Origin of the sequence: Nocardia halotolerans (genome assembly GCF_042650145.1) — a bacterium.
Classification (GTDB): domain Bacteria; phylum Actinomycetota; class Actinomycetes; order Mycobacteriales; family Mycobacteriaceae; genus Nocardia; species Nocardia halotolerans.
The window spans coordinates 51443-75972 of the sequence record NZ_JBHSDL010000007.1 but is presented as its reverse complement, the minus strand read 5'-3'; the positions used below and the strand labels follow the sequence as shown (position 1 = coordinate 75972).

General features: G+C 68.2%; 23 protein-coding genes. 11 read left to right on the top strand and 12 right to left on the bottom strand.

The genetic code is table 11. The features are described 5' to 3' along the window. The first annotated feature begins 34 nt into the window (after positions 1-34). Together ACFO5K_RS07575 and ACFO5K_RS07570 are read left to right on the top strand one after the other, a co-directional pair. Entirely contained in the window at positions 35-1153 is a 1119-nt protein-coding gene (locus ACFO5K_RS07575; protein WP_378557952.1) for an NAD(P)H-dependent flavin oxidoreductase, read from the top strand. 139 nt (positions 1154-1292) lie between these two features. Further along, positions 1293-2729 (top strand): threonine/serine exporter family protein, encoded by a 1437-nt coding sequence (locus ACFO5K_RS07570; protein ID WP_378557949.1) that lies wholly within the window; start codon positions 1293-1295, stop codon positions 2727-2729. A gap of 10 nt (positions 2730-2739) precedes the next feature. On the opposite strand, the gene ACFO5K_RS07565 is transcribed toward ACFO5K_RS07570, so the two are convergent. Then, complete coding sequence (locus ACFO5K_RS07565) at positions 2740-3507, bottom strand: GntR family transcriptional regulator (protein ID WP_378557946.1); 768 nt, start codon at positions 3505-3507, stop codon at positions 2740-2742. Between the two features lie 110 nt (positions 3508-3617). Continuing rightward, positions 3618-5990 carry a flippase-like domain-containing protein gene (locus tag ACFO5K_RS07560; RefSeq protein WP_378557943.1) on the bottom strand — a complete coding sequence of 791 codons (2373 nt, stop codon included), beginning with the start codon at positions 5988-5990 and terminating at the stop codon, positions 3618-3620. A gap of 154 nt (positions 5991-6144) precedes the next feature. Between ACFO5K_RS07560 and ACFO5K_RS07555 the strand changes: the two genes are divergently transcribed. Then, positions 6145-7071 carry an NAD-dependent epimerase/dehydratase family protein gene (locus ACFO5K_RS07555; RefSeq protein WP_378557940.1) on the top strand — a complete coding sequence of 309 codons (927 nt, stop codon included), beginning with the start codon at positions 6145-6147 and terminating at the stop codon, positions 7069-7071. 34 nt (positions 7072-7105) lie between these two features. Here ACFO5K_RS07555 and ACFO5K_RS07550 read toward each other — a convergent pair whose 3' ends face one another. From ACFO5K_RS07550 to ACFO5K_RS07535, 4 genes are all read right to left on the bottom strand, one after another. After that, the gene (locus ACFO5K_RS07550; protein WP_378557937.1) at positions 7106-8020 is read right to left on the bottom strand and encodes an MBL fold metallo-hydrolase; all 915 of its coding nucleotides are present in this window, start codon (positions 8018-8020) and stop codon (positions 7106-7108) included. A 134-nt stretch (positions 8021-8154) separates the two neighbouring features. Then, entirely contained in the window at positions 8155-8550 is a 396-nt protein-coding gene (locus ACFO5K_RS07545; RefSeq protein ID WP_378557934.1) for an RNA-binding S4 domain-containing protein, read from the bottom strand. A 3-nt stretch (positions 8551-8553) separates the two neighbouring features. Further along, positions 8554-9087, bottom strand: coding sequence for a C40 family peptidase (locus tag ACFO5K_RS07540; RefSeq protein ID WP_378557931.1), 534 nt, complete (start codon positions 9085-9087; stop codon positions 8554-8556). Positions 9088-9443: 356 nt separating this feature from the next. Beyond that, positions 9444-9731, bottom strand: a complete 288-nt coding sequence (locus ACFO5K_RS07535; RefSeq protein WP_378557928.1) for a hypothetical protein — start codon at positions 9729-9731, stop codon at positions 9444-9446. A 97-nt stretch (positions 9732-9828) separates the two neighbouring features. Here ACFO5K_RS07535 and ACFO5K_RS07530 point away from each other — a divergent pair, with 97 nt between their 5' ends. The 6 genes from ACFO5K_RS07530 to ACFO5K_RS07505 all read left to right on the top strand — a co-directional run bounded on the left by ACFO5K_RS07530 (position 9829) and on the right by ACFO5K_RS07505 (position 16448). Next, positions 9829-11010: an AAA family ATPase gene (locus ACFO5K_RS07530; RefSeq protein ID WP_378557925.1), complete on the top strand. Its 1182-nt coding sequence runs from the start codon at positions 9829-9831 to the stop codon at positions 11008-11010. 250 nt (positions 11011-11260) lie between these two features. Then, entirely contained in the window at positions 11261-12202 is a 942-nt protein-coding gene (locus ACFO5K_RS07525; RefSeq protein WP_378557922.1) for an alpha/beta fold hydrolase, read from the top strand. 192 nt (positions 12203-12394) lie between these two features. Beyond that, positions 12395-12685 carry a hypothetical protein gene (locus ACFO5K_RS07520; RefSeq protein ID WP_378557919.1) on the top strand — a complete coding sequence of 97 codons (291 nt, stop codon included), beginning with the start codon at positions 12395-12397 and terminating at the stop codon, positions 12683-12685. A 218-nt stretch (positions 12686-12903) separates the two neighbouring features. Next, complete coding sequence (locus ACFO5K_RS07515; RefSeq protein WP_378557916.1) at positions 12904-13734, top strand: hypothetical protein; 831 nt, start codon at positions 12904-12906, stop codon at positions 13732-13734. A 30-nt stretch (positions 13735-13764) separates the two neighbouring features. Beyond that, positions 13765-15702 carry a fumarate reductase/succinate dehydrogenase flavoprotein subunit gene (locus ACFO5K_RS07510; RefSeq protein WP_378557913.1) on the top strand — a complete coding sequence of 646 codons (1938 nt, stop codon included), beginning with the start codon at positions 13765-13767 and terminating at the stop codon, positions 15700-15702. A gap of 2 nt (positions 15703-15704) precedes the next feature. Next, a complete protein-coding gene (locus ACFO5K_RS07505) occupies positions 15705-16448 on the top strand; it encodes a succinate dehydrogenase/fumarate reductase iron-sulfur subunit (protein ID WP_378557910.1) in 744 nt (247 codons plus the stop codon). A gap of 9 nt (positions 16449-16457) precedes the next feature. Here ACFO5K_RS07505 and ACFO5K_RS07500 read toward each other — a convergent pair whose 3' ends face one another. From ACFO5K_RS07500 to ACFO5K_RS07485, 4 genes are all read right to left on the bottom strand, one after another. Continuing rightward, positions 16458-16595: a hypothetical protein gene (locus tag ACFO5K_RS07500; RefSeq protein ID WP_378557907.1), complete on the bottom strand. Its 138-nt coding sequence runs from the start codon at positions 16593-16595 to the stop codon at positions 16458-16460. Positions 16596-16723: 128 nt separating this feature from the next. Then, positions 16724-16936: a DUF397 domain-containing protein gene (locus ACFO5K_RS07495; RefSeq protein WP_378557904.1), complete on the bottom strand. Its 213-nt coding sequence runs from the start codon at positions 16934-16936 to the stop codon at positions 16724-16726. After that, positions 16933-17133: a DUF397 domain-containing protein gene (locus tag ACFO5K_RS07490; protein ID WP_378557901.1), complete on the bottom strand. Its 201-nt coding sequence runs from the start codon at positions 17131-17133 to the stop codon at positions 16933-16935. The genes ACFO5K_RS07495 and ACFO5K_RS07490 overlap by 4 nt, the downstream gene beginning before the upstream one ends. Then, positions 17130-18074 (bottom strand): helix-turn-helix domain-containing protein, encoded by a 945-nt coding sequence (locus ACFO5K_RS07485; RefSeq protein ID WP_378557898.1) that lies wholly within the window; start codon positions 18072-18074, stop codon positions 17130-17132. The genes ACFO5K_RS07490 and ACFO5K_RS07485 overlap by 4 nt, the downstream gene beginning before the upstream one ends. 155 nt (positions 18075-18229) lie before the next feature. Between ACFO5K_RS07485 and ACFO5K_RS07480 the strand changes: the two genes are divergently transcribed. Next, positions 18230-18436, top strand: a complete 207-nt coding sequence (locus ACFO5K_RS07480; protein WP_378557894.1) for a hypothetical protein — start codon at positions 18230-18232, stop codon at positions 18434-18436. Here ACFO5K_RS07480 and ACFO5K_RS07475 read toward each other — a convergent pair. Further along, positions 18433-19416, bottom strand: a complete 984-nt coding sequence (locus ACFO5K_RS07475) for a DNA-3-methyladenine glycosylase family protein (RefSeq protein ID WP_378557891.1) — start codon at positions 19414-19416, stop codon at positions 18433-18435. The genes ACFO5K_RS07480 and ACFO5K_RS07475 overlap by 4 nt on opposite strands. Positions 19417-19605: 189 nt before the next feature. Then, the gene (locus ACFO5K_RS07470; protein WP_378557888.1) at positions 19606-22524 is read right to left on the bottom strand and encodes an FAD-binding and (Fe-S)-binding domain-containing protein; all 2919 of its coding nucleotides are present in this window, start codon (positions 22522-22524) and stop codon (positions 19606-19608) included. Positions 22525-22629: 105 nt separating this feature from the next. Between ACFO5K_RS07470 and ACFO5K_RS07465 the strand changes: the two genes are divergently transcribed. Next, positions 22630-24513: an ABC transporter ATP-binding protein gene (locus ACFO5K_RS07465; protein ID WP_378557885.1), complete on the top strand. Its 1884-nt coding sequence runs from the start codon at positions 22630-22632 to the stop codon at positions 24511-24513. The last annotated feature ends 17 nt before the right edge of the window (positions 24514-24530 follow it).

The following is a 24530-nucleotide window of genomic DNA, read 5'->3' as shown; positions in this document are numbered from 1 at the left end:
TTTTCGCGCAAACTAGAACGTGTTACAGTTCGGTATGCGTACCGAATTCTGCGAACAGCTCGGCATCGAGTTCCCGATCTTCGCCTTCACCCACTGCCGCGACGTCGTAGCGGCGGTGAGCAACGCCGGCGGGCTCGGCGTACTCGGCGCGGTGGGTTTCACCGCCGAACAGCTCGAGGTGGAACTGGCCTGGCTCGATGAACACGTCACCGGTATCTACGGCGTCGACCTGGTGATCCCGTCGAAATACGAGGGCAAGGGCGTCGACGGGCTCACCCCCGAACAGCTCGAGAAGCAGCTGGCCCAGATGGTTCCGCAGGGCCATCGCGACTTCGCCCAGCAGATCCTCACCGAGCACGGCGTGCCCGCGCTGCCCGACGGTGAACACCACAACGAGCTGCTCGGCTGGACCTCCACCACCGCGGGCCCGCAGGTGGAGGTGATCCTGAACCACCCCAAGGCCAAGCTCGTCGCCAACGCACTGGGCACCCCGCCACCCGAGGTGGTGTCCCGGATCCAGGAGTCGGGCCGGGTGATCGGCGCACTGTGCGGTTCGGTGAAGCACGCGCAGAACCATCGCGACGCCGGACTGGACTTCGTGGTGTGTCAGGGCACCGAGGGCGGCGGGCACTGCGGTGAGGTGTCCTCGCTGGTGCTGTGGCCGCAGGTGATCGACGCCGTGGGCGATATGCCCGTGCTGGCCGCCGGTGGCATCGGCAACGGCGCCCAGGTGGCCGCGGCGCTGGCGATGGGCGCGGCGGGTGCGTGGACCGGGTCGCTGTGGCTCACCGTCGAGGAGGCCAACGTGCCGCCCGCGCAGATGGGCACCTACCTCGAGGCGAGCAGCCACGACACCATCCGCTCGCGCTCGTGGACCGGCAAGCCGTGCCGGATGCTGCGCAACGACTGGACCGACGCCTGGGAATCGCCCGAGACCCCCGACCCGCTGCCGATGCCGCTACAGATGATGGTGGCCCTGGACGGGGTCAAGCGCGGGCACCGCTACCCCGAAGCCGCCAAGGATGTGAACTTCAATCCGGTCGGTCAGGTGGTCGGCATGATGAACCGGATCGAACGCAGTTCGGACGTGATCAACCGGCTCGTGGAGGAATACGTCACCGCCTGCGACCGGCTCAGCAAACTCAACGGCTGATCATCCGGTAGCCCCCCACCGCCTCCCGTCCGCGCCCGCGCACCTGCCCTAGACTCGCGTTATCTCACCCGCGATGCGGGCGGTGCCCGGTGCGGGCGGCGTCACGCACCATTGCCCAACGGTTGCGGACGGCGGTGACATGGCTTCCGAGCACAACAGCAGGACGTGGGCGGTGGCCCGGGATCGGGTCGGCCACGCGATAGCGAACATGCGCGCGCAGTACTCGGCGAGCCGACCGCCGAAACCGGCGACCGAGCCCGTGGCCGAACCACCCGTGCCCGCCGACCTGCTGAACCTGCTGTGCCGCCTCGGTGTCGCCCTGGTGGGCGCGGGCGAGACCTCGGCGGGAGTGCAGCAGCGCCTGGACAAGCTGTCCAAACGCTACGGCACCGACAACATCCACTTCATGGTGCTGCCGACCGCGGTGTTCGTGCGGGTACGCACCGACGAGGGTTCGGTGGTCGACATGCTCGACGCGCGCGTGGGCACCCTGCCGCTGGACCAGATCGCCGGGCTCTACCGGCTCCTCGACAAGCTGCAACGCGACGGGCCGCCTCCGGCGCAGGCTTCGCTCGAACTGGACCGGATCCTCACCGCGAAACCGGGCAGCCCGCCCTGGCTGATCCTGCTCGGCCACGTGGTGCTCACCGTCGGGCTGGGGATGATGCTCAATCCCGGTGCGCGCGCCCTGGTGGGCTATGTGGTGCTGGGGCTCGTGGTCGGCTTGCTCACCCAGCTGGCCGACAAGGTCCGGCTGCTGTCGATGGCGTTGCCGGTGGTGGCTTCGGCGCTGGTCGCGGTGCTGGCGTTCGGGTTTCCCGGCACGCTATCGGGTGGGCAGCCACAACAGTTGCTGATTCCGGCGGTCGCCACGTTGCTACCGGGGGCGATGCTCACCAACGGCACGATCGAGTTGGCGACCGGGTCGATGGTCGCGGGGGCGAGCCGGGTGGTCTACGGGATCAATATGCTGTTCCTGCTCGCGTTCGGGCTGTATGTGGGGCTCAGCGTGCTCGGGCCGCTGCATTCGGCGCCGGTGAGTGACGCGCGCTTGGGCTGGTGGGCGCCGTTTCTGGGGGTGCTGTTGATCGGCTACGGGCATTCGTGGCGGTCGAGCGCACCGCAGAATTCGGTGGGCTGGCTGCTGGGCGTCCTCTACATCACCTATCTGGCGCAGTTCTTCGGCAAGCTGATGTCCGGGCCGCTGACCGGCGCCTTCCTCGGTGGTCTGATCGCCGTGCCCGCCGCGTACCTGATCCAGCACCGCAAACACGCGCCACCGGCCCAGGTGGCGTTCCTCCCCGCGTTCTGGATGCTGGTGCCCGGCGGGATCAGTCTCACCGGGATCTCGGAACTGGTCATGCACACCCAGGCCGACACCGCCACCGGCGGTTTGGAGATGATCGTGTCGGCGCTGCTGTCGGTGATGTCGATCGCGCTCGGGGTGATGGTCGGCTCGGGGCTCATCGCCTCGCACCCGCCTCGGGTCGGGTCGATCCTCGACTCCATCCGGCCGCGGGGACGGCGGTTGCCCTGGCAGTCGGCCACCACCGAGAAACCCGGCCCAGACAGCTGAGTTCGTTCGCTCAGGCCGTCGCCGCGACAGTGTCGACCGCGCCGAGGCCGACGAGCGCGTCGAAGCGGGCGATCACCTTCTCGTGGAAGAGCGCGAACAGATCGGCGAACAGCGCCAGCTGCGCCTCGGTGGGTCCGGTGTCGGCGTCCCACACCGCGAGCAGGGCCCGCCACACGAGCACGTGCAGATCGGCGGCGACGGCGAAGTAGGCGGTGACCGCCTCAGGCACTTCCAAGACCATGTCGGTGATCGAATTGAGCACGGCGCGTTGCATGCTCATCCCGAGCACGCCGAGCACCCGGCGTACCAGGGCCACCTCGGCGGTGATGATCCGCGCATGGTCGGGCACGGCCTCGCGGGCGAGGGCCTCGAGCTCGTCGACGGCGGCGGCCAGTTCGACCGGATCGAGCACCTTCTCGCCGCCGGTGTAGGCGAGCAGCGCCTCGAGCACGATGGCGCGTTCCACTTCCACGATGTCGGCGAACATCTCGGCGGCGACGCCGGGGGCGGTGATGGAGAACCGGAACAGATGACGGTAGGCGTCCATGCTGCCGTCTTCGCGAACATCACGGATGGTGAAGCCCTTGCCGCGCCGGGCCTCGACGAAACCGTAGGACTCGAGCCGTCCGAGGGTGAGCTGGGCGGTGGCCCGGTTCATCCCGAATTCCTCGGCGACCTGGCGGACCGAGGGCATCAGATCGCCGGGCCGGTACTCGCCGGTGGCGACCCGGCGGGCCAGTTCGTCGGCGACGTCGGCGACCACCGTCCGGGTTCCCATTCGAAACAACACCCTTCGGTCATGAGCCGGTCACGTCCCAGACAGTTTAGGCGCCCGAACCCCGCCCCGCATGCGTCCGTGCGGGCTGTGGGACGGTTCACTTCGCGCCGTCAGATCATGTGCTTGTCTCCCATCCACCGCATGATCGGCCAGCCGAAGGCGACCGGAATCCAGCAGGTGAGCACCCGGTAGAGCAACACGGCGGGCACGGCGATCTCAGCGGGCACGCCGAAGGCCGCCAGACCACCGATCAGCGCCGCCTCCACCGCGCCGACGCCACCGGGTGTGGGCGCGGCCGAGGCCAAGGTGCCACCGATCATGGTGACGATGGTGACCGCCACGAAATCGGTGCCGCCGCCGAAAGCCTCCACGCTCACCCACAACGCGAGCGCCTGCCCGAGGGTGACCGCCCCGCAGCCGCCGACGATGATCGAGAACCGTTTCGGGTCCTTGGCCAGGTCGGCGAGCTCGCCGAGCACCTCCTTGAGCTGCGGGCGCACCGAATGATTCACCCACCGGCGCAGTTTCGGCACGAACATGAACGCGCCGATCAGGCCCACACCGACGCCGGCGGCCAGGAACAACACGGTCGCGTCGGGCACGATGTGGGCCAGGTTGGTCGAGGTCCCCGCCACCACGCTGAACACCACCAGCAGCGTCAGGTGAGTGAGCACCTGCATCGACTGTTGCAACGCCACCGCGGCGGTGGCACGCAGCGTGGACATGCCCGCCTGCTGCAGGAAGCGCACGCTCAGCGCGAGCCCGCCCACACCGGCGGGGGTGGTGGTGGCGACGAAGGTGTTGGCCAGCTGTTCGAGGAACAGGTCCCGCATCCGCACCAGCCCGTCGGCGCAGGCACCGAGGGCGGCGGCGGCACCGACGTAACTCAGCGCCGAGATCCCCAGACCGAGCAGCGCCCACCACCAGTTCAGCGTGCTCAGTTGACTGAAGAAGGTGGGGACCTGACTGAAGAAGGGGTAGGCCACATAGACCAGGCCGACGAGCAGCACCAGCTGGATGAGCTGGTTGCGGGTGAACCGGGTGAGCTGTTCGGACCGGATCTTGTCGTGCCCGGTGCGCTCACGCACCTCTTCGCGCGCGGTGGCCATCACCTTGGCCCACTGCGGCACCGACTTACGGATGCCGGTCGGCATGGCCGACTTGGTGAGCCGGCTGGCCGCGGTGACCACCGCCTTCTCCCCGAGTGCCGCGATCGCCGCCGACACCGCCACATGCTTACCGAACAGCGAGGTCGTCGACACCAGCAGCTGGGCGATGTCGGTCTGGCGCTGGGCGTCGGAGGCACCGAACTCGGCGGCGGCGAAACCGCCGAACAGGGTGTCACCCTGGCTGACTCGCAGCTGATCGGGTTGCAGGTCGCCGTGGCTGATCTGGTTGTCGTGCAACCGCCGCAACGAAGCCCACACTCCGGGCAGCACCTGGGCCGACAACTCCCGGATCGGAGTGCCGCGCGGCACGGTGTGCGCGTACAGCATCCAGCCACGGTCGAGCCCGGCCACGGCCACCTGATGCGCATCGGCCATCCCGAGTTCGCCGACGGCGATCCCGAGCAGCGCGCGATGCTCCACCGCCCGGTGCATCGACCCGTGCAGTGGCGCGGTTTCGCTGGAACGGAACGTGATCCAGCGCCACAACTGCCGGAGTGCACCAAAACTGCGCTGGTTCTTGCCATACATCTCGACGACGAGTTCGGATTCGGGCCCGTCGACCGCGGTGGCCAGCAGCAGCGGCCCACGACCGGCGGGCCGGTCGACATGGAACGAGCGCACCGTGTAGCCCCGGCGGGCGAGCACCCGGACGGCGGCCTCGAGCGGCACCTCGAGTGCGGGCGTGCCGAGCAACCAGACGATCACCGCACCCACCAGCCAGCCGACCGCCAGTCCCAGCATCGCCCGTGCGGGCACCACCGAACTCACCACCAGGTGAATGGGTGCGAACATCAGCAGCAGAAACCACATCCAGCGCCGCGGCCGCACCGGCAACCACGGACTGGAGACGGTGAGCATGGCCGCCAGCATCGCGATCCAGCGCGGGTCGTCGAGGAACTGGGACAGGAAGGTGTCGAAGCGGTCCGGCACCGGCAGATGCCACTTCGGGGTGGAGATACCGGCGCCGGTGACCGAGAGCGCGAACACCGCCAGCAGACCCGCAGCGGCGTAACCGGCGAGCAGCTTCCACTGCCTGCGCAGGACCAGTTCGATCAGGATCGCGAAGGGCAGTGCCAGGATGAGCATTCCGTAGATCAGGTACACCGTGGTGGACTGCTCGGGGCTGAGGAAACCCACGATGTTGGCCACCGAACGTTCCAGCGCCAGCCACTCCGGCCGAGTGATCAGCGAGCCCGCCACCACCACGCCGACACCCATCGCCGCCAGCCCGACCCGGACGATGTCACTGGTTCGCCGGATGCGCGGCTGCAGGAGACTTCCCGTGACCGGGATCTCCCGACCGTCGACTCGCATGAGCCGCACGATACACACCGATATGCCGCAAATATGCCCTGACATCACACAACCCGCTGGTCAGCACGGCCAGTGGTGAACCGGGTCACAGCCCGTCACATACGCCGGCGGTGCCTCGTCCAGAAAGCAGGATCCCCTGCCGGAAGGAACGATCATGCAGGTTTTGCTCGCGGGCGCCACCGGTGCCATCGGCCGCCCCCTGATCCGCGCGCTCACCGCGCACGGACACCACGTCACCGCCATCGTGCGCAATCCCGCGGCGCACCCGCTCGTGCGGGAGCTCGGCGCCGAACCGATCGCCGCCGACGTCCTCGACCGCGACGGGTTGCTGACCGCTCTCGAAGGCCGGCGCGCCGATGCCGTCATCCACGAGGCCACCGCGCTGCGCGAAGCGAAAGTGCAGCGCCGCGTCCCAGCGGACGACCCGACCAATCTGCTGCGAACCGTGGGCAGCGCCAATCTGCTCGACGCCGCCGAACTCGTCGGCGCGCGCCGATTCCTCACCCAGTCGCTGATCCTGGGTTACGGCTACCGCGATCACGGCGAACGCCCGCTCACCGAAGGTGACCCGTTCGGGGTCTGTGCCGGCGGGGCAGCCGACGAGGTGGTGCGGGCGTGCGTGTCCGCGGAGAACCAGGTCTTCGAGGCACCGCTCGAGGCGATCGCGCTGCGCTACGGGCTGTTCTACGGGCCCGGCGCGTTCAGTGACCTGTTCGGCGACATGATGCGCCGACGCCGTCCGGTCGGTCCGTGGGGTACGGGCGGGGTGAACAGCTGGCTGCACGTGGCCGACGCCGCGGCCGCGACGGTGGCCGCATTGGAACGCGGGGTACCCGGCCGCGCCTACAACCTGGCCGATGACACCCCGATCAGCTGGGCGGAATTCTTCGGCGAGGTGTCGCGCGCCCAGCGCACGCCGCGCCCGATCCGGCTGCCGGTGTGGCTGGTCCGCCTCGGTGTTCCCTACATCGCCGCGCTCATGGCCGATACGTCGATGCGGATCTCGAGCGAGCTGGCGCGGGCTGAACTGGATTGGCAGCCGAGGTACGCCAGTGTCGCCGACGGCCTGTCAGCGGGCTGAAGGTCGTGGCTTGATACCGCGACCGATCCGCGAATCAGTGCGCGGCCCTGGCGGCGACGGCGGCGCGGTCGTGGCCGGGGATCACTTCGATGTCATCGGGTAGGGCGTGCAGGCGGTGGACGGTCGCGAAGGCGGCGGCGCGGTCGGCGTCGAACAGTTCGCCCGGCATCGGCGCGGTTTCGCGGATGAGGTCGATCTGTCCGGTGCTCCACACCGCGTCGCCCGCCAGCAGCACCCGGGTGCCGTCGTCGACGGCGAGCAGCACTCCGACGCTGCCGGGGGTGTGCCCGGCCAGGTCGACCAGCAGGACCGAGCCGTCACCGAAGAGGTCGTGGCTGCGGGGGAAGGTGAGCACCGGCGGGCCGTCGAGTTCATAGAGGTCGAACTCGCGGCCACGCAACGGGCCACGGGCCACGCCGACGGGTGCGTGCGGTCCGGCCATGGCCCAGCGGTATTCGACGCCGGGCACCCGGATCGGCACCCAGCCGGGCAGTTCGTAGAGCCCGGCCACATGGTCCCAGTGCAGGTGGGTGGGCAGGACGAAGTCGATGTCGGCGCCGGACAGGTCGTGCGGGGCGAGCACTTCGTTCAGGCCACGCACCGGTTTGTCGGGCGCGACGAGCAGTTGCACCGGCAGCGGGAGTTCGGGCAGCACCCGGTCGTGCACGCCGGCGCAGATCGCGGGGTCGACCAGGAAGGTGGCCGCCGGGTGCCGGACCAGGAAGGCCGACATGGTCAGCCGGGTGGAGCAGAGGCTGCGCGCGCCTTCCACGACGATCGCGGTGGGGGCCGACAGTTCGGCTTGCATCAGCGCGGTGAGTTCGACGGTGTTGCCTGCGGCGGGCGGCGGGATCGATTCGATGCCGGCGAGCAGTTCGGCGTCGGCGCCGCGCGGCCACAGCAGCCGGGCGGGCGTCCCGGCGGCGGCGACACCACAGGCGAGAAGCATCGATAACATCCTGCTGCGCTCACCCATGGTTGCCACCGTAGGCGATCGTCCACACCCCGACCACCGCACTGTCGCACATATCAGCGACCACCTCGGCATACACGAACTGTCGATAACTTCCAGCGACTGTCCCGCTATCCGTCGGTGCGGCCCATCAGCCGGTCCGTTTCGCGGCGCTCACGCTTGGTCGGCCGGCCCGCACCGCGCTCACGGCGCGGCTGGGCGGCGAGGACTTCCTTCGGCGGGGGTGGCGGACTGCGATCGATGAGGCACTGCGCGGCAACCGGCGGCCCGACGCGTTTGTGGATGATCCGCTCCACCACCACGATCCGCTCGAGCCCGGCTTGCCGGACCTTGATCTCGTCGCCGGGCCGGACCGGCTGGGCCGGTTTCGCCGCCACACCGTTGACGCGCACATGCCCGGCGCGACAGGCCTGAGCCGCGGCCGAGCGTGTTTTGAACAAGCGCACCGCCCAGGTCCACGAGTCGACGCGGGCCTGGGTGGCAGAGCGTTGTTCCGCGGGGGACACCCCTTAGACGATACGGCGTGCCGTGACGACGTCGTCGGCCGTGAGCTGGGTGTAGGACACCGGCGTACCGGACTGCACCGCGTTGAGCAGCTGACCGTTGCCCGCGTAGATGCCGACGTGGCCACCACCGTTGGTGATGACGATGTCACCGGCCTGCAGGTTGTCGAACGAGACGGGCGCGCCCACGTGCGACTGCTCGAAGCTCGTGCGCGGCAGTTCGACCCCGGCCTGACGGTAGGCCCACTGCACGAGACCGGAGCAGTCGAAGCTACCCGGACCGGCGGCGCCCCAGATGTACTGGGCGCCCACCTTGCTGCGCGCGGCGTCGAGGGCGATATTGCCCGCGGTCTGCTGCTGCGACTCGAAGGGATTCTCGAAGTTCACGCTCGGCAGCTGCGGGGCGGCCTGGCCCTGCGGGGCGACCATCGCCTGCAGCTGCTTCTCCACCTGCTGGGCAGGCTGCTCGAGTTCGGGCGGCAGGTCGAAATTGCCGAGGCCCGGAATGTTGATCGTGGCGGCCTGCGAAAGCGCCGGCATCGCACCGGTTGTGGCGGCCACTGCACCCATGACGAGGGCGCCCTTGACGGAATTCGGCAGACGAGAATCCCGCTGCAAGCTGTGTTTACCCACCGAGACGAGTCTCCGATCTTGCTGCTCACCCGCCGCGGGCGTCGTAATCGCTTGGGATGACGACTGTTCGGCGGTGACCCGTGGCGCCGCTTCTCTGACGAAGCGACAGACTCCACTAAGTCACGAGAAGATTACGGCCTGTGATGGATGCTGTCCAGCGAAGCACGCAAGTTGTTTTCCCCGAACCACGAAAGCCCAGTCCAAGCGGGGTTTCCCGGCGTGTCGACACGCGTAACGGGCTGAGATCCGCTGCGGCCGCCGCGTTATCCGGCGCGACGGCCCAGCGCCGCTTCCAGATCTTCGATGCGCCGGCGAGCGTCGGCGAGGTCGGCTTCGAGTCTGCCCAGTGTGGTCACCACCGGCCCGATCGCGAGGTCGGCGAGCACCTCGCCGTCCTCGATGCCGGTGGCCTCGAGGACCGCGAGGACCCCGCGCCGGATGGTGTCGGTGAGATAGGCGCCCTCGGGGAGCTCCCAGCCCTCGACGATCTCGGCGAGCACCGGTGCCGCGCGCTGCTCGTAGGAAGGGTGTTCGCCGGGCTCCTCGTACATCGGGCTCCATTCGCCGTCTCGGGTTCGCTAGCAGTATCTAGGACACGGCCCAGAGTTGCCGAGATTCTGCCGTGCCGACGCGCTACGGTTGTCCGGCATGGACCCCGTGCGCAATCCCTACGCTCCCGGCGCCGGTCAGCGACCGCCCGAATTGGCCGGGCGGGGCAAGCAACTCGCCGCGTTCGACATCGTGCTCGAACGGGTGGCGCGCAGCAGGCCCGAGCGCAGCGTGATGCTCACCGGGTTGCGCGGGGTCGGAAAGACCGTGCTGCTCAACCAGCTTCGCTCCGCCGCCGTTTCGCGCGGCTGGGGGACCGGCAAGATCGAGGCCCGACCCGATCAGGACCTGCGCCGGCCGTTGTCCTCGGCGCTGCACATGGCGGTGCGCGCGATCGCGATGGCGCACCGCAATCCCGAGCAGGTCGACGACTTCCTCGGCATTCTCAAAGCCTTCGCCCTGCGCGCGACCGCCGACAAGGGGATGCGCGAGCGCTGGCAGCCCGGCATCGATGTGCCCGCGGTGACCGGGCGCGCCGATTCCGGCGATATCGAGATCGACCTGATCGAACTGTTCAAGGAGGCCGCCGCGCTGGCCGCCGACATCGGTGTGGGCATCGGCATCTTCATCGACGAGATGCAGGATCTGGGCCCGGCCGATGTGTCGGCGATCTGCGGCGCCTGCCACGAGCTGAGCCAGGACGGCGCGCCGCTGATCGTCGTCGGCGCGGGCCTGCCGCTGCTGCCCGCGGTGCTCTCGGCCTCGAAGAGTTATTCGGAGCGGCTGTTCAGTTACCACCGCATCGACCGTCTCGACCGCGAATCGGCCGATCTCGCCCTGATCGCTCCCGCCGAACGCGAGGAGGTGAAGTTCACCGAGGAAGCGCTCGATTCGCTCTATCGCCGGGCCGACGGCTACCCCTATTTCGTCCAGGCCTACGGCAAGGCGGCCTGGGATCAGGCGCCCGAGAGCCCGATCACCGCCGAGGACGTGGCGGTGGCCGCACCGGCCGCGGAGGAGGAGCTGGCGGTCGGCTTCTTCGGCTCCCGCTACGAGCGGGCCACCCCCGCCGAACGGGAGTACATGCGGGCGATGGCCGATCTGGCCGGCGACGACGGCCCGGTCGCGACGGCCGCGGTGGCCGCCGAACTCGGCCGCAAACCGGCCTCGGTCTCCCCGGCCCGTGACGGACTGATCAAGAAGGGCCTGATCTACTCCGCCGAACGCGGCACCATCGGTTTCACCGTCCCGCACTTCGGCCGGTATCTGCGCAGCGTATAGAACTCTGCCTCTTTATAGCCGAATCGCTAGACGTCCGGATAAAGATCTGACGAACGCGCTCTCGATACTTGTCTAACACACTCTAAGTTCTCGGCTAGATATGCGCAGATCTATCTGCGGTCACGAGAACGCCCGGTGCGGCGTCGTTTGCGCATCAGCTGAGTAACGCCAGGTATGCACGGTTAACGCACCGGAAACCCAAGTCGAAAGATCAGGCACAGCACGCACATTGCGTCGGAGGAGGCCCACCATGACGAACCTCTCCGCCACCGAAGGCCGCCGCTGCACCGTTGTCGCCGACGACGGCACCCCCATCGCGGTCCGCAGTTACGGCACCCCCGACGCCGCGCTGACCGTCGTGTTCGTGCACGGCCACTGCCTGCACACCGAATCCTGGGCATTCCTGCGCGAACATCTACTCCCCCACTGGCAATCCGCGACCGGGATGGTGTTCTACGACCACCGCGGCCACGGCGAATCCGGCCACGCCCACCACGACACCTACACCATCGACCAGCTGGCGACCGACCTCGACGCGGTCCTGCGCGCGGTCGCCCCGCACGGCCCGGTGGTGCTGGTGGGGCACTCCATGGGCGCCATGGTCGTACTCGCCTACGCCCGCCTGTACCCGGAAACCATCGGCCACCGCGTGGCCGGCGTCGGCCTCATCGCCGGCGCGGCGGGCGGGATCACCGAGGTGGGCCTCGGCCGCCTCCTCAACCGCCATGCCGTCACCTCGCTCCAGCACGCGGTCGTGCACGCGCCGCGGGTGATGCAGGCTTCGAAGCGCTTGTCCCGCTGGGCTCTGGGGCCGCTGTTGCGGGAAGCGGGTACCGGAACCCGGCGCGTGAACCCGCGCGTGGCCGCCGTGTCCACCGCGGTGCTCAACGAGACCGCCCTGCTCACCATGTCCGGTTTTCTGCGCTCGCTGCTCGACTTCGACGAAGCCCGCACACTGCACCGCTTCGGCGACCTGCCCGCGCTCGTCCTGGCCGGCTCGGCCGATCTGATGATCCCCTTCGCGCACTCGGTGGTGCTGGCCTCCCAGCTGGCCGGTGCCGAACTCGTCCGGATCGAGGGCGCGGGGCACGGCGTCATTCTCGAATGCGCGGAGGAGGTGGCCCGCTCGATCACCGCCCTGGTGGCGCGGGTGAGCACCGGCACGAGCACCCGTTACGCCGTCGCGGGCTGAGCCGGGCAGTTACCGGAAGGCAACCCCGCAATCCCCGGCAACTTCGGGCGTAAACCGAAAACTTCAGTTACTGTGGTGGAGATCACGTTGTGTGGTGAGTCACACGCTCGGTGCAGCGCGGCCCGGGAGTTTTTCGGGGCGTGCCCGTGATCCGGCGAGTCGGTACGCCCGCCATATACCCAGGAGGAAACGATGACACGCAGCGATATCGCGGAACTGCGCTACGCGGTCGGCCAACTCCGGCAATCGATCGGCGCACTGCGTCCCCACTACGGCGACGCCGCCATCGTGCGCCGACTGGAGAACGACCTCGAGCGTCTCATCATCGATGCCGAGGACTTCGAACAGACACCGCCGCCCGAACTCGCCGCCCCCCGGCGGTCGGAGCCGATCTACGTGCCCGACAGCAAGTCCGACGAAGCCGCCTGGATGGGCGCACAGGACGAGGGGCTCGGCTTCCACTCCCGTCCGCGGACCAAATAAGACCTGCTCACCGGCGCGGAGGTCCTGCCGTCAGGACCGCCGCGCCGACCCTTGTCTACGGACGCGTTGTGATCGAGATCACCAGTGCCAGAACGCGACGAGTGCGTGATACCCAGCGCGAGCGGCGTGAACACAGGCGTATGGTGCTGCACATCACAATCCATCGCGGTGGGGAATGATCAACCGCCGCACACCCGTAGAGCAGCGAGGCATCCACCGTGAGTGCCGCACCGACCACTACCCCAGCCACCGGGACCGGCGTCTTCAGCCGGACCAGGGCCCGGATCGCCGAGCGCACGCTGCGCACCGACCGATGGTGGCTGCCACCGGCGCTCACCGCGCTCGGCCTGACCGCCTTCGTCGTCTACGCGACGATCAGATCGTTCACGCGCAGTTCGTACTGGGTAGCGGAATACCACTATCTGACCCCGTTCTACTCCCCCTGTCTCAGCGATTCCTGCGTACCGGGCTCGAGCCACTTCGGCACCCCGTTCCCCGAACTGCCGATGTGGATTCCGCTCGGGTTCGTGGTGCTGCCGTTCCTGCTCGGCTTCCGGCTCACCTGCTACTACTACCGCAAGGCCTACTACCGCTCGATGTGGCTGTCGCCGCCCGCGTGCGCGGTCGCCGAACCACACGCGCGCTACACCGGTGAGACGCGGCTGCCGCTGATCATCCAGAACGCGCACCGCTACTTCTTCTACGTGGCGCTGGTGGTCACACTGATCAACAGCTACGACGCGCTCACCGCGTTCCACGGCAGCGACGGCGGTTTCGGTTTCGGCCTGGGCAACATCGTGCTGCTGGTCAATGTGACGATGCTGTGGGGCTACACCCTGTCGTGCCATTCGTGCAGGCACGTGGCGGGCGGGCGACTCAAGCACTTCTCGGCCAACCCGGTGCGGTATTGGGCCTGGACCCAGATCTCCAAACTCAACACCCGCCACATGGCGCTGGCCTGGATCACCCTCGGCACCCTCGTGCTCACCGACTTCTACGTGATGTTGGTTGCGAGCCAAACCATTTCGGATCTGCGGTTCGTGAACTGAGCCGCGTCAACGCGAGGAGTTCGAATTTCAATGCCAGACGTGGAAACCCACGACTACGACGTCGTGGTGATCGGGGCGGGCGGCGCGGGCTTGCGAGCCGTGATCGAGGCACGCGAGCAGGGCTTTTCGGTGGCGGTGGTGTGTAAGTCGTTGTTCGGCAAGGCGCACACCGTGATGGCCGAAGGCGGCTGCGCGGCGTCGATGGGCAACGCCAACGCCAAGGACAACTGGCAGACCCATTTCAAGGACACCATGCGCGGTGGCAAGTTCCTCAACAACTGGCGAATGGCCGAACTGCACGCCCGCGAGGCCGCCGACCGCGTGTGGGAGCTCGAAACCTATGGCGCGCTGTTCGATCGGACGCCCGACGGGCGGATCAGCCAGCGCAACTTCGGCGGCCACACCTACCCGCGGCTGGCCCACGTCGGCGACCGCACCGGGCTGGAACTGATCCGCACCATGCAGCAGAAGATCGTTTCGCTGCAGCAGGAGGACCACGCGGCGACCGGCGACTACGAGGCCAGGACCAAGGTCTTCGCCGAGTGCACGATCACCGAACTGCTCACCGAGGACGCCGGCGACGGCCGACGCATCGCCGGCGCGTTCGGCTACTGGCGCGAGTCCGGCCGGCTGGTGCTGTTCCGCGCTCCGGCGGTGGTTTTGGCGACCGGCGGCATCGGCAAGTCCTACACGGTCACCTCGAACTCCTGGGAGTACACCGGCGACGGGCACGCGCTCGCACTGCGGGCCGGCGCGACGCTGATCAACATGGAGTTCCTCCAGTTCCATCCCACCGGCATGGTCTGGCCGCCGAGTGTGAAGGGCATCCTCGTCACCGAAGGCGTCCGTGGCGACGGTGGCGTGCTGAAGAACTCCGACGGCAAGCGGTTCATGTTCGACTACATCCCGCCGGTGTTCAAAGGCCAGTACGCCGAAACCGAGGACGAAGCCGATCAGTGGTTGCGCGACAACGATTCCGCGCGGCGCACCCCTGACCTGCTCCCCCGCGACGAAGTCGCCAGGGCGATCAACGAGGAGGTCAAGGCCGGACGCGGCACCGAACACGGTGGCGTGTTCCTCGACATCGCCTCGCGCATGCCCGCCGAGGAGATCGTGCGCCGGCTGCCCTCGATGCACCACCAGTTCAAAGAACTCGCCGATGTCGACATCACCGCCGAGCCGATGGAGGTCGGACCCACCTGCCACTACGTGATGGGCGGTATCGAGGTGGACCCCGATACCGGCGCGGCGGTGGTGCCCGGCTTGTTCGCCGCCGGTGAGTGTTCCGGCGGTATGCACGGCTCGAACCGCCTGGGTGGCAACTCACTGTCGGACCTGCTGGTCTTCGGTCGCCGGGCCGGGCTCGGCGCGTCGGCCTACGTGCGCGGGCTCACGCGGCGGCCCGAACTCAGCGAGGCCGACGTGACCACGGCGACGAGAACAGCACTGGCACTGTTCGACCCACCGACCGGCGGACAAGGCGAGAACCCCTACACCCTGCACGCCGAGTTGCAGCAGACCATGAACGACCTGGTCGGCATCATCCGCAAGGAGAACGAGGTGCGCGAGGCGATCGACAAACTCGCCGAGCTGCGCGCCAGATACGCCGAGGTCACCGTCGAAGGTGGCCGCCCGTTCAATCCCGGCTGGCATCTGGCGCTCGACCTGGCCAACATGCTGCTGGTGAGCGAGTGTGTGGCCCAGGCCGCGCTGCTGCGCACCGAGAGCCGTGGCGGACACACCCGCGACGATCATCCCGCGATGGTCCCGGATTGGCGCAACACCCTGCTGGTGTGCGCCGTCGACCCGGCCACCGCCGACGCGCGGATTCCGCGGGTCACCGTCACCCGTGCCGAGCAGACGCCGATGCGCGAAGACCTGCTCGCCCTGTTCGAACTGGGCGAGCTCGAAAAGTACTACACCGAACAAGAATTGGCGGAGCATCCGGCCGCCGAGGGAAAGGCGTGACGATGGGATACGACGCCCGGTTCCGAGTCTGGCGCGGTGACATCGACGGTGGTGGTCTGCAGGACTACACCGTCGCGGTGAACGAGGGCGAAGTGGTGCTCGACATCATCCATCGTCTCCAGGCCACGCAGACCCCAGACCTCGCGGTGCGCTGGAATTGCAAAGCGGGCAAGTGTGGTTCGTGTTCGGCGGAGGTGAACGGGCGGCCACGGTTGCTGTGCATGACGCGGATGTCGACATTCACCCCGGATGAGGTCATCAGCGTCACGCCGATGCGGAGCTTCCCGATCATCAAGGATCTGGTCACCGATGTCTCGTTCAATTACGAAAAGGCCAGGGAGATACCGGCTTTCGCGCCCCCGAACCTGGCGCCGGGGGAGTACCGGATGAAACAGGTCGACGTGGAACGCTCACAGGAGTTCCGCAAGTGCATCGAGTGCTTCCTGTGCCAGAACACCTGCCATGTGGTTCGTGATCACGAGGAGAACAAGCAGAGCTTCGCCGGTCCCCGCTATCTGATGCGCATCACCGAACTCGAGATGCACCCGCTCGACACCGGTGATCGCACCGAAATGGCGCAGGAGGAAGCCGGTTTGGGCTACTGCAATATCACCAAATGTTGCACCGACGTGTGTCCTGAGAACATCAAGATCACCGACAACGCGCTGATTCCGTTGAAGGAACGGGTGGTCGACCGTAAATACGATCCGATCGTCTGGCTCGGTAACAAATTGTTCCGGCGGTAGGCACGGCTGCTACAAGACAGCTACCGTGCCTACGGCGACCAATCCGACCAGTAATCCGATGAACAGCGCCGACAGCAATGAGCTGGTGAGTACGTAGATTCCGACCGCCGATACCGCGAACAGCAGGACCACGATCAGGCGTTCCACGCCGTCCTCAGGCGCTAGCCTCCGGTACCGGGGTGGCATTTTCTTCAACCCTCGGTCCATATACTCCGGTTACCCGCGCACGCCGCGGACCAAACCTCGATGTATGCCGAAAGTCTATCGTTTCGTGATCAAGGTCGGTCGAACTCACCGTCGTGCACGCCCGCGGTGAAGGCGGACCACTCGCTGGGAGTGAAGATCAGCACCGGGCTGTCGGGACGCTTGCCGTCGCGTAGGGCCACGTTGCCCTCGGGCAGCATCGCCACCTCCACGCTGCTCGTCTCCGCGTCGCCGGCACGCTGCCAGTCGGCGCCGGTGGTGTCGATGTCGCGCTTGCTGTTCACGCGATGTCTCCGGTGTCGATGCCATGGGTGAACGCATCCCAGCTCGCGGCGTCGAAGACCAGCGCCGGACCCGCGGGATTCTTGCTGTCGCGCATGCCGACACGCCCGCCGGACAGGAACGCGACTTCGACGCAGTCCTTACCCGCGCCGCTGCGCGTGCTCTTGAACCAGTGTGCGTCGACGAGATCGAAACTCATGCCACATACTCCTTCGCGACCTGCCGCAGCAGGTGTCTACTCGATTGGATATCCAGCGCATGACGCTGGAGGCATTCGTGAGCCCGGTCGTACCTTCTGACATCCACGCGTCGTTCCAGGTAGAGGTCGCCGGTAAAGCCTTCGGCGTACACCACCGGTGGTTCGACCGGTTGCCCCGTGCTGCCGGTTCCGAACTCGAGAACCGTGAAAGGCCCGGTGGAGACTCCGAGCGGAACACCGGCGGCAAACGGCAGAACACGCAGTGTCACATTGCTTCGCGTGCTCGAGTCGGCAAGGTGTCGCAACTGCGCAGCCATCACCTTTGCATCACCGACGACGCGATGCAATACCGATTCGTGCAGAACCACATCGATCTCGGCCGGCGAATGCCTACGGGTGATCAATGCCTGCCGTTGCATACGCAGCGCGACGCGCCGGTCGAGCTCGTCGACCGAATCCTCCGGGAAGCCGAGTTGATTCAGGGCCCGCGCGTAGTCCGCGGTCTGTAGCAAGCCGAGGACCAATTCGGACTGATAAGACCGCAATCGATGCGCTGAGGCTTCCAGACCGACGTATATGTCGAAGTTCTCGGGGATCAGATCGCCGTAGGCGTGCCACCAGCTCTTGACCGCCGCCTGCTGGGCCAGACCGGTCAGACCCTCGGCCAATGCGTCCGGAATGCCATAGATGCGGCACAGTTCGTGGATGTCGATGGTCCGGATACGATCGGCCTGGCCCTTTTCCAGCCGTTGCAGGGTGCTGGCACCCCACTCCATGAGTTTGGCCGCCTCGGCGATGGTGAGCCCCGCCTGGGTGCGCCAATCGCGCAGATAGCGTCCCAGCTGACGGCGCGGCAGAGTCGAGGAACCGCCCGCGGGCTGCCCACCGCTACCACTCGATGCGTTCGTTGCCACAGCCCCGCTCCTCTGTGTGTCGCACATCCGCCCAGCACCCGAATCCCGGTGTGGCGGTGGAATTCGTCCACTGTGGGGAATCCTGCACTCCGGGATGGATCCTGTGCTGGGAATTCGAACTAAATGCCGGGATCGGCGTGTACTGCCACGTTAACCAGAAGGTTGCGTGCTGTGCTGGGACCATGCAACTGAGCGAGCTGAACATGCACATCGCTGCGGCACTGCTGGGTTGCGGCGCGGACCCCGGTCCGATGCAGGCCGAACAGGCCCATGCCGCAATGCAATTGCACCTCGACTGCACGGTCGACGAGTGCCGGGTGCGCAGGCGCGCACGCGACACTCTGGTGGAATCGGGGCACTGTGTGCTCGAGGAGCGCGCGCTGCGTTAGTGGTGGCGGTGGTCGGTGATCGGGTCGCGCGGACCGAATTTCGGTTTGCGCGCCTGTCCACTGAGCATCAGCAGGCGCACGGCCCGATAGCGGTGCGGGCGTAGCGGTTCGAGGTAGTCGATCATGGCGGCGTCATCGATCGGATGACCGAGCAGGCTCCAGCCGACCACGGCGGCCAGGTGGTAGTCGCCGACCGAGAGGGCGTCGGCGTCACCGAAGGCGCGCTGCGCGGTCTCGGCCGCCGTCCAGACCCCGATACCGGGGATACTGCACAGCCGGGTGGCCGCCTCGACGGGGTCGAGCCCGGCGGTGCGCTCGATCGAATCGGCGACCCGCGCGGCCCGCACGATCGTCTGCGACCGCTGCGGGCCCACATTGGCGCGATGGTATTTCCACGACGGAATGCGCCGCCAGGTGCCCGCGTCCGGTGCGACCATCAGGCCGGGGGGTGCGGGGCCCGGCGCCGGGCTGCCGAACTCGCGCACCAGCGTGCGCCAGGCCGCGTACGACGACTTGGTGTGCACCTTCTGCTCGAGAATCGCGGGCACCAGTGCCTCGATGACCAGTCCCGTGCGCAACATGCGCAGACCGGGGACACGCCGGTGCGCTTCGACGAGCTTGGGGTGCTCGGGGACGAAACCGTCGAGGTCCTCCTCGAGGCACAGCATCCGGTCGAGGCCGTCCAGGAACTCCTCGGCACCCGGGCCCCAGGCGCGGGCGTGCGCACCGTCGGGGCCGTCCTGGGCGAGCCGGTAGGTGACCTCACCGCTGGGCATCCGGGATCCGTGCCAGTGCGCGCCGTCCGGGCCGACCTGGTGGCAGGGGTCGCCGGCGCCCCGGCGCAGCGGCGACACGGTGGAGCCCACGTCGAAGGGCCTGCTCGACCGGACCGTCCTGGTCAGGCCGGCCGAGGCCACGCCGGGGTCCAGGGTCTGCTCACGCACCGCACCATTGTGCGCCTCATCCGGGCCCGATGCCATTTCGTAATACTCGCCACGTCCGCGGCGATGAACCAGTGACCGGCAACCGACCGGCATCCCATCGTCACAGGAGGTAACCGATGATCACCGACGCGCTCAACTGGCTGCTGGCGGCATGGGGCAGTGTCTTCGCGGGCAGCTCGGGCTATCAGATCGCACCGGGTACCCTGCCCTCGGGCAGCTGAGGCCTCAGAGCAGGTACCTGGCCAGATGCACGCCACGGATGCGGGCGAGCTGGTCGGCTTGGGTACGGCAGGAGAAGCCGTCGGCCAGGTACACCGCGTCGGCGGGCAGGTCGTCCAGCGCAGGCAGCAGGGCATTGCCCGCGACCGCGACCGACACCTCGTAGTGTCCGCGCTGCATGCCGAAGTTGCCGGCCAGCCCACAGCAACCGGCCAGCTCCTGAACCGTGACGTCCATCGCGGCCAGGATGCGGCGCTCGGCGCCGAAACCGCCGACAGCGTGCTGGTGACAGTGCGGCTGGACGACAACCGTGCCACCGGGGCGCGGCGGCGGCGTCCAGTCCGGGTGCTCGACCAGGAACTCGGCCAGCGTGCGAACCGCCGCCGCGACCTGCGCCGCCCGCGGGTCGTCGGGGAGCAGTTCGGGTAGGTCGGAGCGCAAGGTGACAGTGCACGACGGTTCGAGACCGACGACCAGCCCGCCCGCGGCGACATGCTCGGCGAGTGCGTCCACGGTGGCGCGCAGCCGGGTACGGGCGCCGTCGAGCTGGCCGGTGCTGATCCAGGTGAGGCCGCAGCAGACCCGATCGTCCGGGATGCGGACGTGACAGCCGAGTTGTTCGAGTAGATATGTCGCAGCCAGGGCGTTCTCGGGGTCGAAGGTGTCGGTGAAGGTGTCGACCCAGAGCATGACCTCCCCTGTCGGCATCCACTTCCGGCCCGACGCCTCGCCACCGGGCGCCCGGTCCACCGCCCCGGCACTGTTCCATTGGGCAGGTACTCCGGCGATGTTGTTTTCGGTCGATATCGAAGCATTGCCGGGGAATGGGCGCGACATCGGTCGTGTGCGTTCGTTGCCGCCCATGGCTGCCCAGATTCGACGGAACGAGGTCGGGGCCAGCGCGGGCATTTCGCGGCGCGGGTCGATTCCGGCCATTCGCATGCCGGTGCGGCGCAGGCGGGGGCGGGCGGCCAGGGCGTTGAGCAGGCGGGGGAAACGTTGGGCCGTGCTGAGCCAGCGGGGGAGTTGGCCAAGGACATAGTGGTCGAGGGGGCGGCGGCGACCGCGGTAGCGACGGTAGAGGGTCTCGGACTTGTAGGTCGCCATGTCGACGCCCGCGGGGCAATCCGAGGCGCAGGCTTTGCAGGAAAGACACAGGTCCAGAGATTCCTCGACCGCTGGTGCGCGCCAATCGAGTTCGCCGCGCACGACTTCCTGTAGCACGCGGGCCCGGCCACGGGTGGTGTCCTTTTCGTCGCCGGTGGCCAGGTACGAGGGGCACATGAAGCCGCCCGCGGCGCCGGTGTCCGCGCGGCACTTGCCGATTCCTACACATCTGTGCACAGCTGTGGACAGATCGCCGGAGTCTTCGGTGAGCGCGAAGCCGGTGGATCCGACCGGCCCGAGACCGGCCACGCGCAAGTCCGTCGCGACCGGAGCCGGGGCGACGAGCACGCCGGGGTTCAGGACATCGCCGGGATCGAACAGTGCTTTGAACCCCGCGAAAGCCCCACGCGCGGCAGGTGAGTACATGACTTCGAGGAGCTCGGAGCGGGCGCGGCCGTCGCCGTGCTCACCGGACAGCGAACCACCGTGGCGGACAACCAGTTCGGCCGCGTCGAACAGGAACGAACGGAATCGCCGGGGTGCGTCCTTGATGGGGAAATCGAGGCGCACATGAATGCAGCCGTTGCCTATGTGCCCGTAGAGCAGCCCACTCACGCCGTATTCGGCTGTAAGGTAGGCGAATTCACGCAAGTAGGTACCGAGGTTCTCAGGTGGAACGGCGGCGTCCTCCCATCCTGGCCACGCCGGATTTCCGTCGGGCGATCGACCCGCCAGACCGGCACCATCGGCCCGGATGCGCCAGAGTGCGGCTGTGGCAACCGGATCGGTGACGATCCGGTGATCCGCCGTGCTCGCCTCCCGGCACAGTTGCTCGGCCACCGCCACCGCTTCGGCGGGGTTCGCACCCGCGGTTTCCACGAACAGCCAGCCACGACCGCGCGGCAACTCGGGGACAGCGCCCCGATGTGCGCGCACCACGTCGACCAGACCGGCGTCGATGCCCTCCACCGCGATCGGCGCGCACCGCAGCACCGCGGCCACATCGTCTGCGGCCGTGGCGATGTCGGGATAGCCCAGCACGGTGAGCACGGTGGCACCCGGCACCGGGGCGAGGTCGACTTCGGCGGCGAGCAGCAGCCCGCAGGTCCCCTCGGAACCGACGAATGCCTTCGCTACCGCCGAACCACGTTCCGGTAGCAGATGTTCCAGGCCGTAGCCGGAAGCCTGCCGCTCGAAGCGGCCGAGTTCCGTGCGCAGTACCGCGAGGTGAGCGGTGGTGAAGTCGGCCAGCCCCGGCACGGTGGACAGCCCGGCGCCCAGCGTGCGTTCGGTGCCCGTACCGTCGAGAATGCGCAGTTCGCGCACGGTATCCGCGGTGCGGCCCCAGGCCAGGGCGTGTGGTCCGCAGGCGTTGTTGCCGATCATTCCGCCGAGGGTGCAGCGGTCCTGCGTCGACGGGTCGGGGCCGAAGCGCAGACCCTCGGACCGTAGCCGCGCCTGCAACGCCGACAGCACCACACCCGGCTGGACCCGCGCCGTGCGCGCCTCGGCGTCGATCGCCTGGATGGCGTTCATGTGCCTGCTGAAGTCCACGACGATGCCCGGACCGATCGCGTTCCCGGCGACCGAGGTGCCCGCGCCCCGCGCCGTGACGGTCAGACCGTTCTCGCGGGCGAAGGCGACGGTTGCCGCGACATCGTCGTCGCCACGCGGGAACACGACCATCGCCGGTGGCACGCGGTAGTTCGACGCGTCGGAGGAGTACTCGGCGCGGCGGCGCGGCGATGCGTCGACCACGCAGGTGAGGCGGGTCCGCAGGGCATCGGCGAGTAGCTCCGCGCTCCGGTCGTCGTTCACCCGGCCAGCCTATTCGGCTCGGGAAACAACTTGCCATCAACCTTTGTTGAGGTTCTAGTGTCGGTGCGCAGGAGTTGACTGGGCGGGGAGCTGAGGGAGAGTGCAGTGAGTATCGAATCGGTGGCTTACAGCCAGATGTACCGGCGCATGAACGCACCGGAGGAGAAACGGCCGTTCAGCATGGCCACGGCGCGGCGCATCCTGCGTTTCGCCGAGCCGCACCGGCGGCGGATCACCGGATTCCTGCTGCTCAGCGTGCTGGCCGCGACGCTCGGCGTCGCCACGCCGGTGCTGGCCGGTCGGGTCGTCAACGACATCGTCGGCGGGTCGGCCCCGCGCACCGTGGTCCTGCTCGCCCTGGCCATCGCCGGACTGGCGGTACTCGACGCCGGCCTCGGACTGATGATCCGCTGGCTCTCGGCCCGGATCGGTGAGGGACTCATCCTCGACCTGCGGACCGCGGTGTTCGACCACGTGCAGAAGATGCCGGTCGCGTTCTTCACCCGCACCAGGACCGGTGCGCTGGTGAGCCGGCTGAACTCCGATGTGATCGGGGCGCAACGCGCCTTCAGCGACACGCTCTCCGGTGTCGTCACCAACCTGGTGACGCTGGTCCTCACCCTCGGCGTGATGCTCAGCATCTCCTGGCAGATCACCCTGCTCGCGCTGGTCCTGCTGCCGGTGTTCGTGATCCCCGCGCGCCGCGCCGGCAATCGCCTCGCCGAGATGCAGCGCGAGGCGGCTCAGCTCAACGCCGACATGAGCACCCAGATGACCGAGCGGTTCTCCGCTCCCGGCGCCACCCTGGTGAAGCTGTTCGGCCGGCCGCGACAGGAATCGTCGGAGTTCGCGGTGCGCGCCACCCGGGTCCGCGACATCGGCGTGCGCACCGCCATGTTGCAGACCACCTTCGTCACCTCGCTCACCCTGGTCTCCGCACTCGCGCTCGCCCTGGTCTACGGCCTCGGCGGCTGGTACGCGCTGCACGGCCGCCTCGACGCGGGCTCGGTGGTGGCGCTGTCGCTGCTGCTGGTGCGCCTCTACACCCCGCTCACCGCGCTGGCCAGTGCACGGCTCGAGGTCATGGCCGCGCTGGTGAGCTTCGAGCGGGTCTTCGAGGTGCTCGACCTGAAACCGCTGATCGAGGACGCCCCGAACGCGACGCCGGTGCCCGACGGTCCGGTGTCGGTGGAACTGGACGCGGTGAACTTCGGCTACCCATCGGCCGACAAGGTGTCGCTGGCCTCGCTCGAAGACGTCGCCACCCTGGATTCCCGGGGCGGGGTCGAAGTGCTGCACGAAGTGTCGCTGCGCGCCGAACCCGGACAGCTCATCGCCCTGGTCGGGTCCTCCGGCGCGGGCAAATCCACCATCGCGCAGCTGGTTTCGCGGCTCTACGACGTGGACTCCGGAGCGGTGCGGCTCAACGGTGCCGACGTGCGCGAACTGACCACCGAATCGATCCAGCGCGCCGTCGGCCTGGTCACCCAGGACGGGCACCTGTTCCACGACACGATCCGGGCGAACCTGCTGCTGGCCCGCCCCGAGGCGAGCGACGAACAGCTGTGGGACGCACTGCGCCGCGCCCGCCTCGCCGACCTGGTGGGCTCGCTCGCCGACGGCCTCGACACCGTGGTCGGCGAACGCGGTTACCGCCTCTCCGGTGGCGAACGCCAGCGCCTGACCATCGCCCGGCTCCTGCTCAAGCAGCCGCGGGTGGTCATCCTCGACGAGGCGACCGCCTCGCTCGACTCCACCTCCGAGGCGGCCGTGCAGGAAGCGCTCACCGAGGCGCTCATCGGCCGCACCGCCCTGGTGATCGCGCACCGCCTCTCGACGATCCGCGCCGCCGACCAGATCCTGGTCCTCGAAGACGGCCGCATCATCGAACGCGGCACCCACGCCGACCTGCTCAACGCCGACGGTCGCTACGCGGAGCTCTACCGGACCCAGTTCGCCGAGGATCCGGTCACCCCGGCCACGGTCTGAGCTCGGATCGCCCGGGC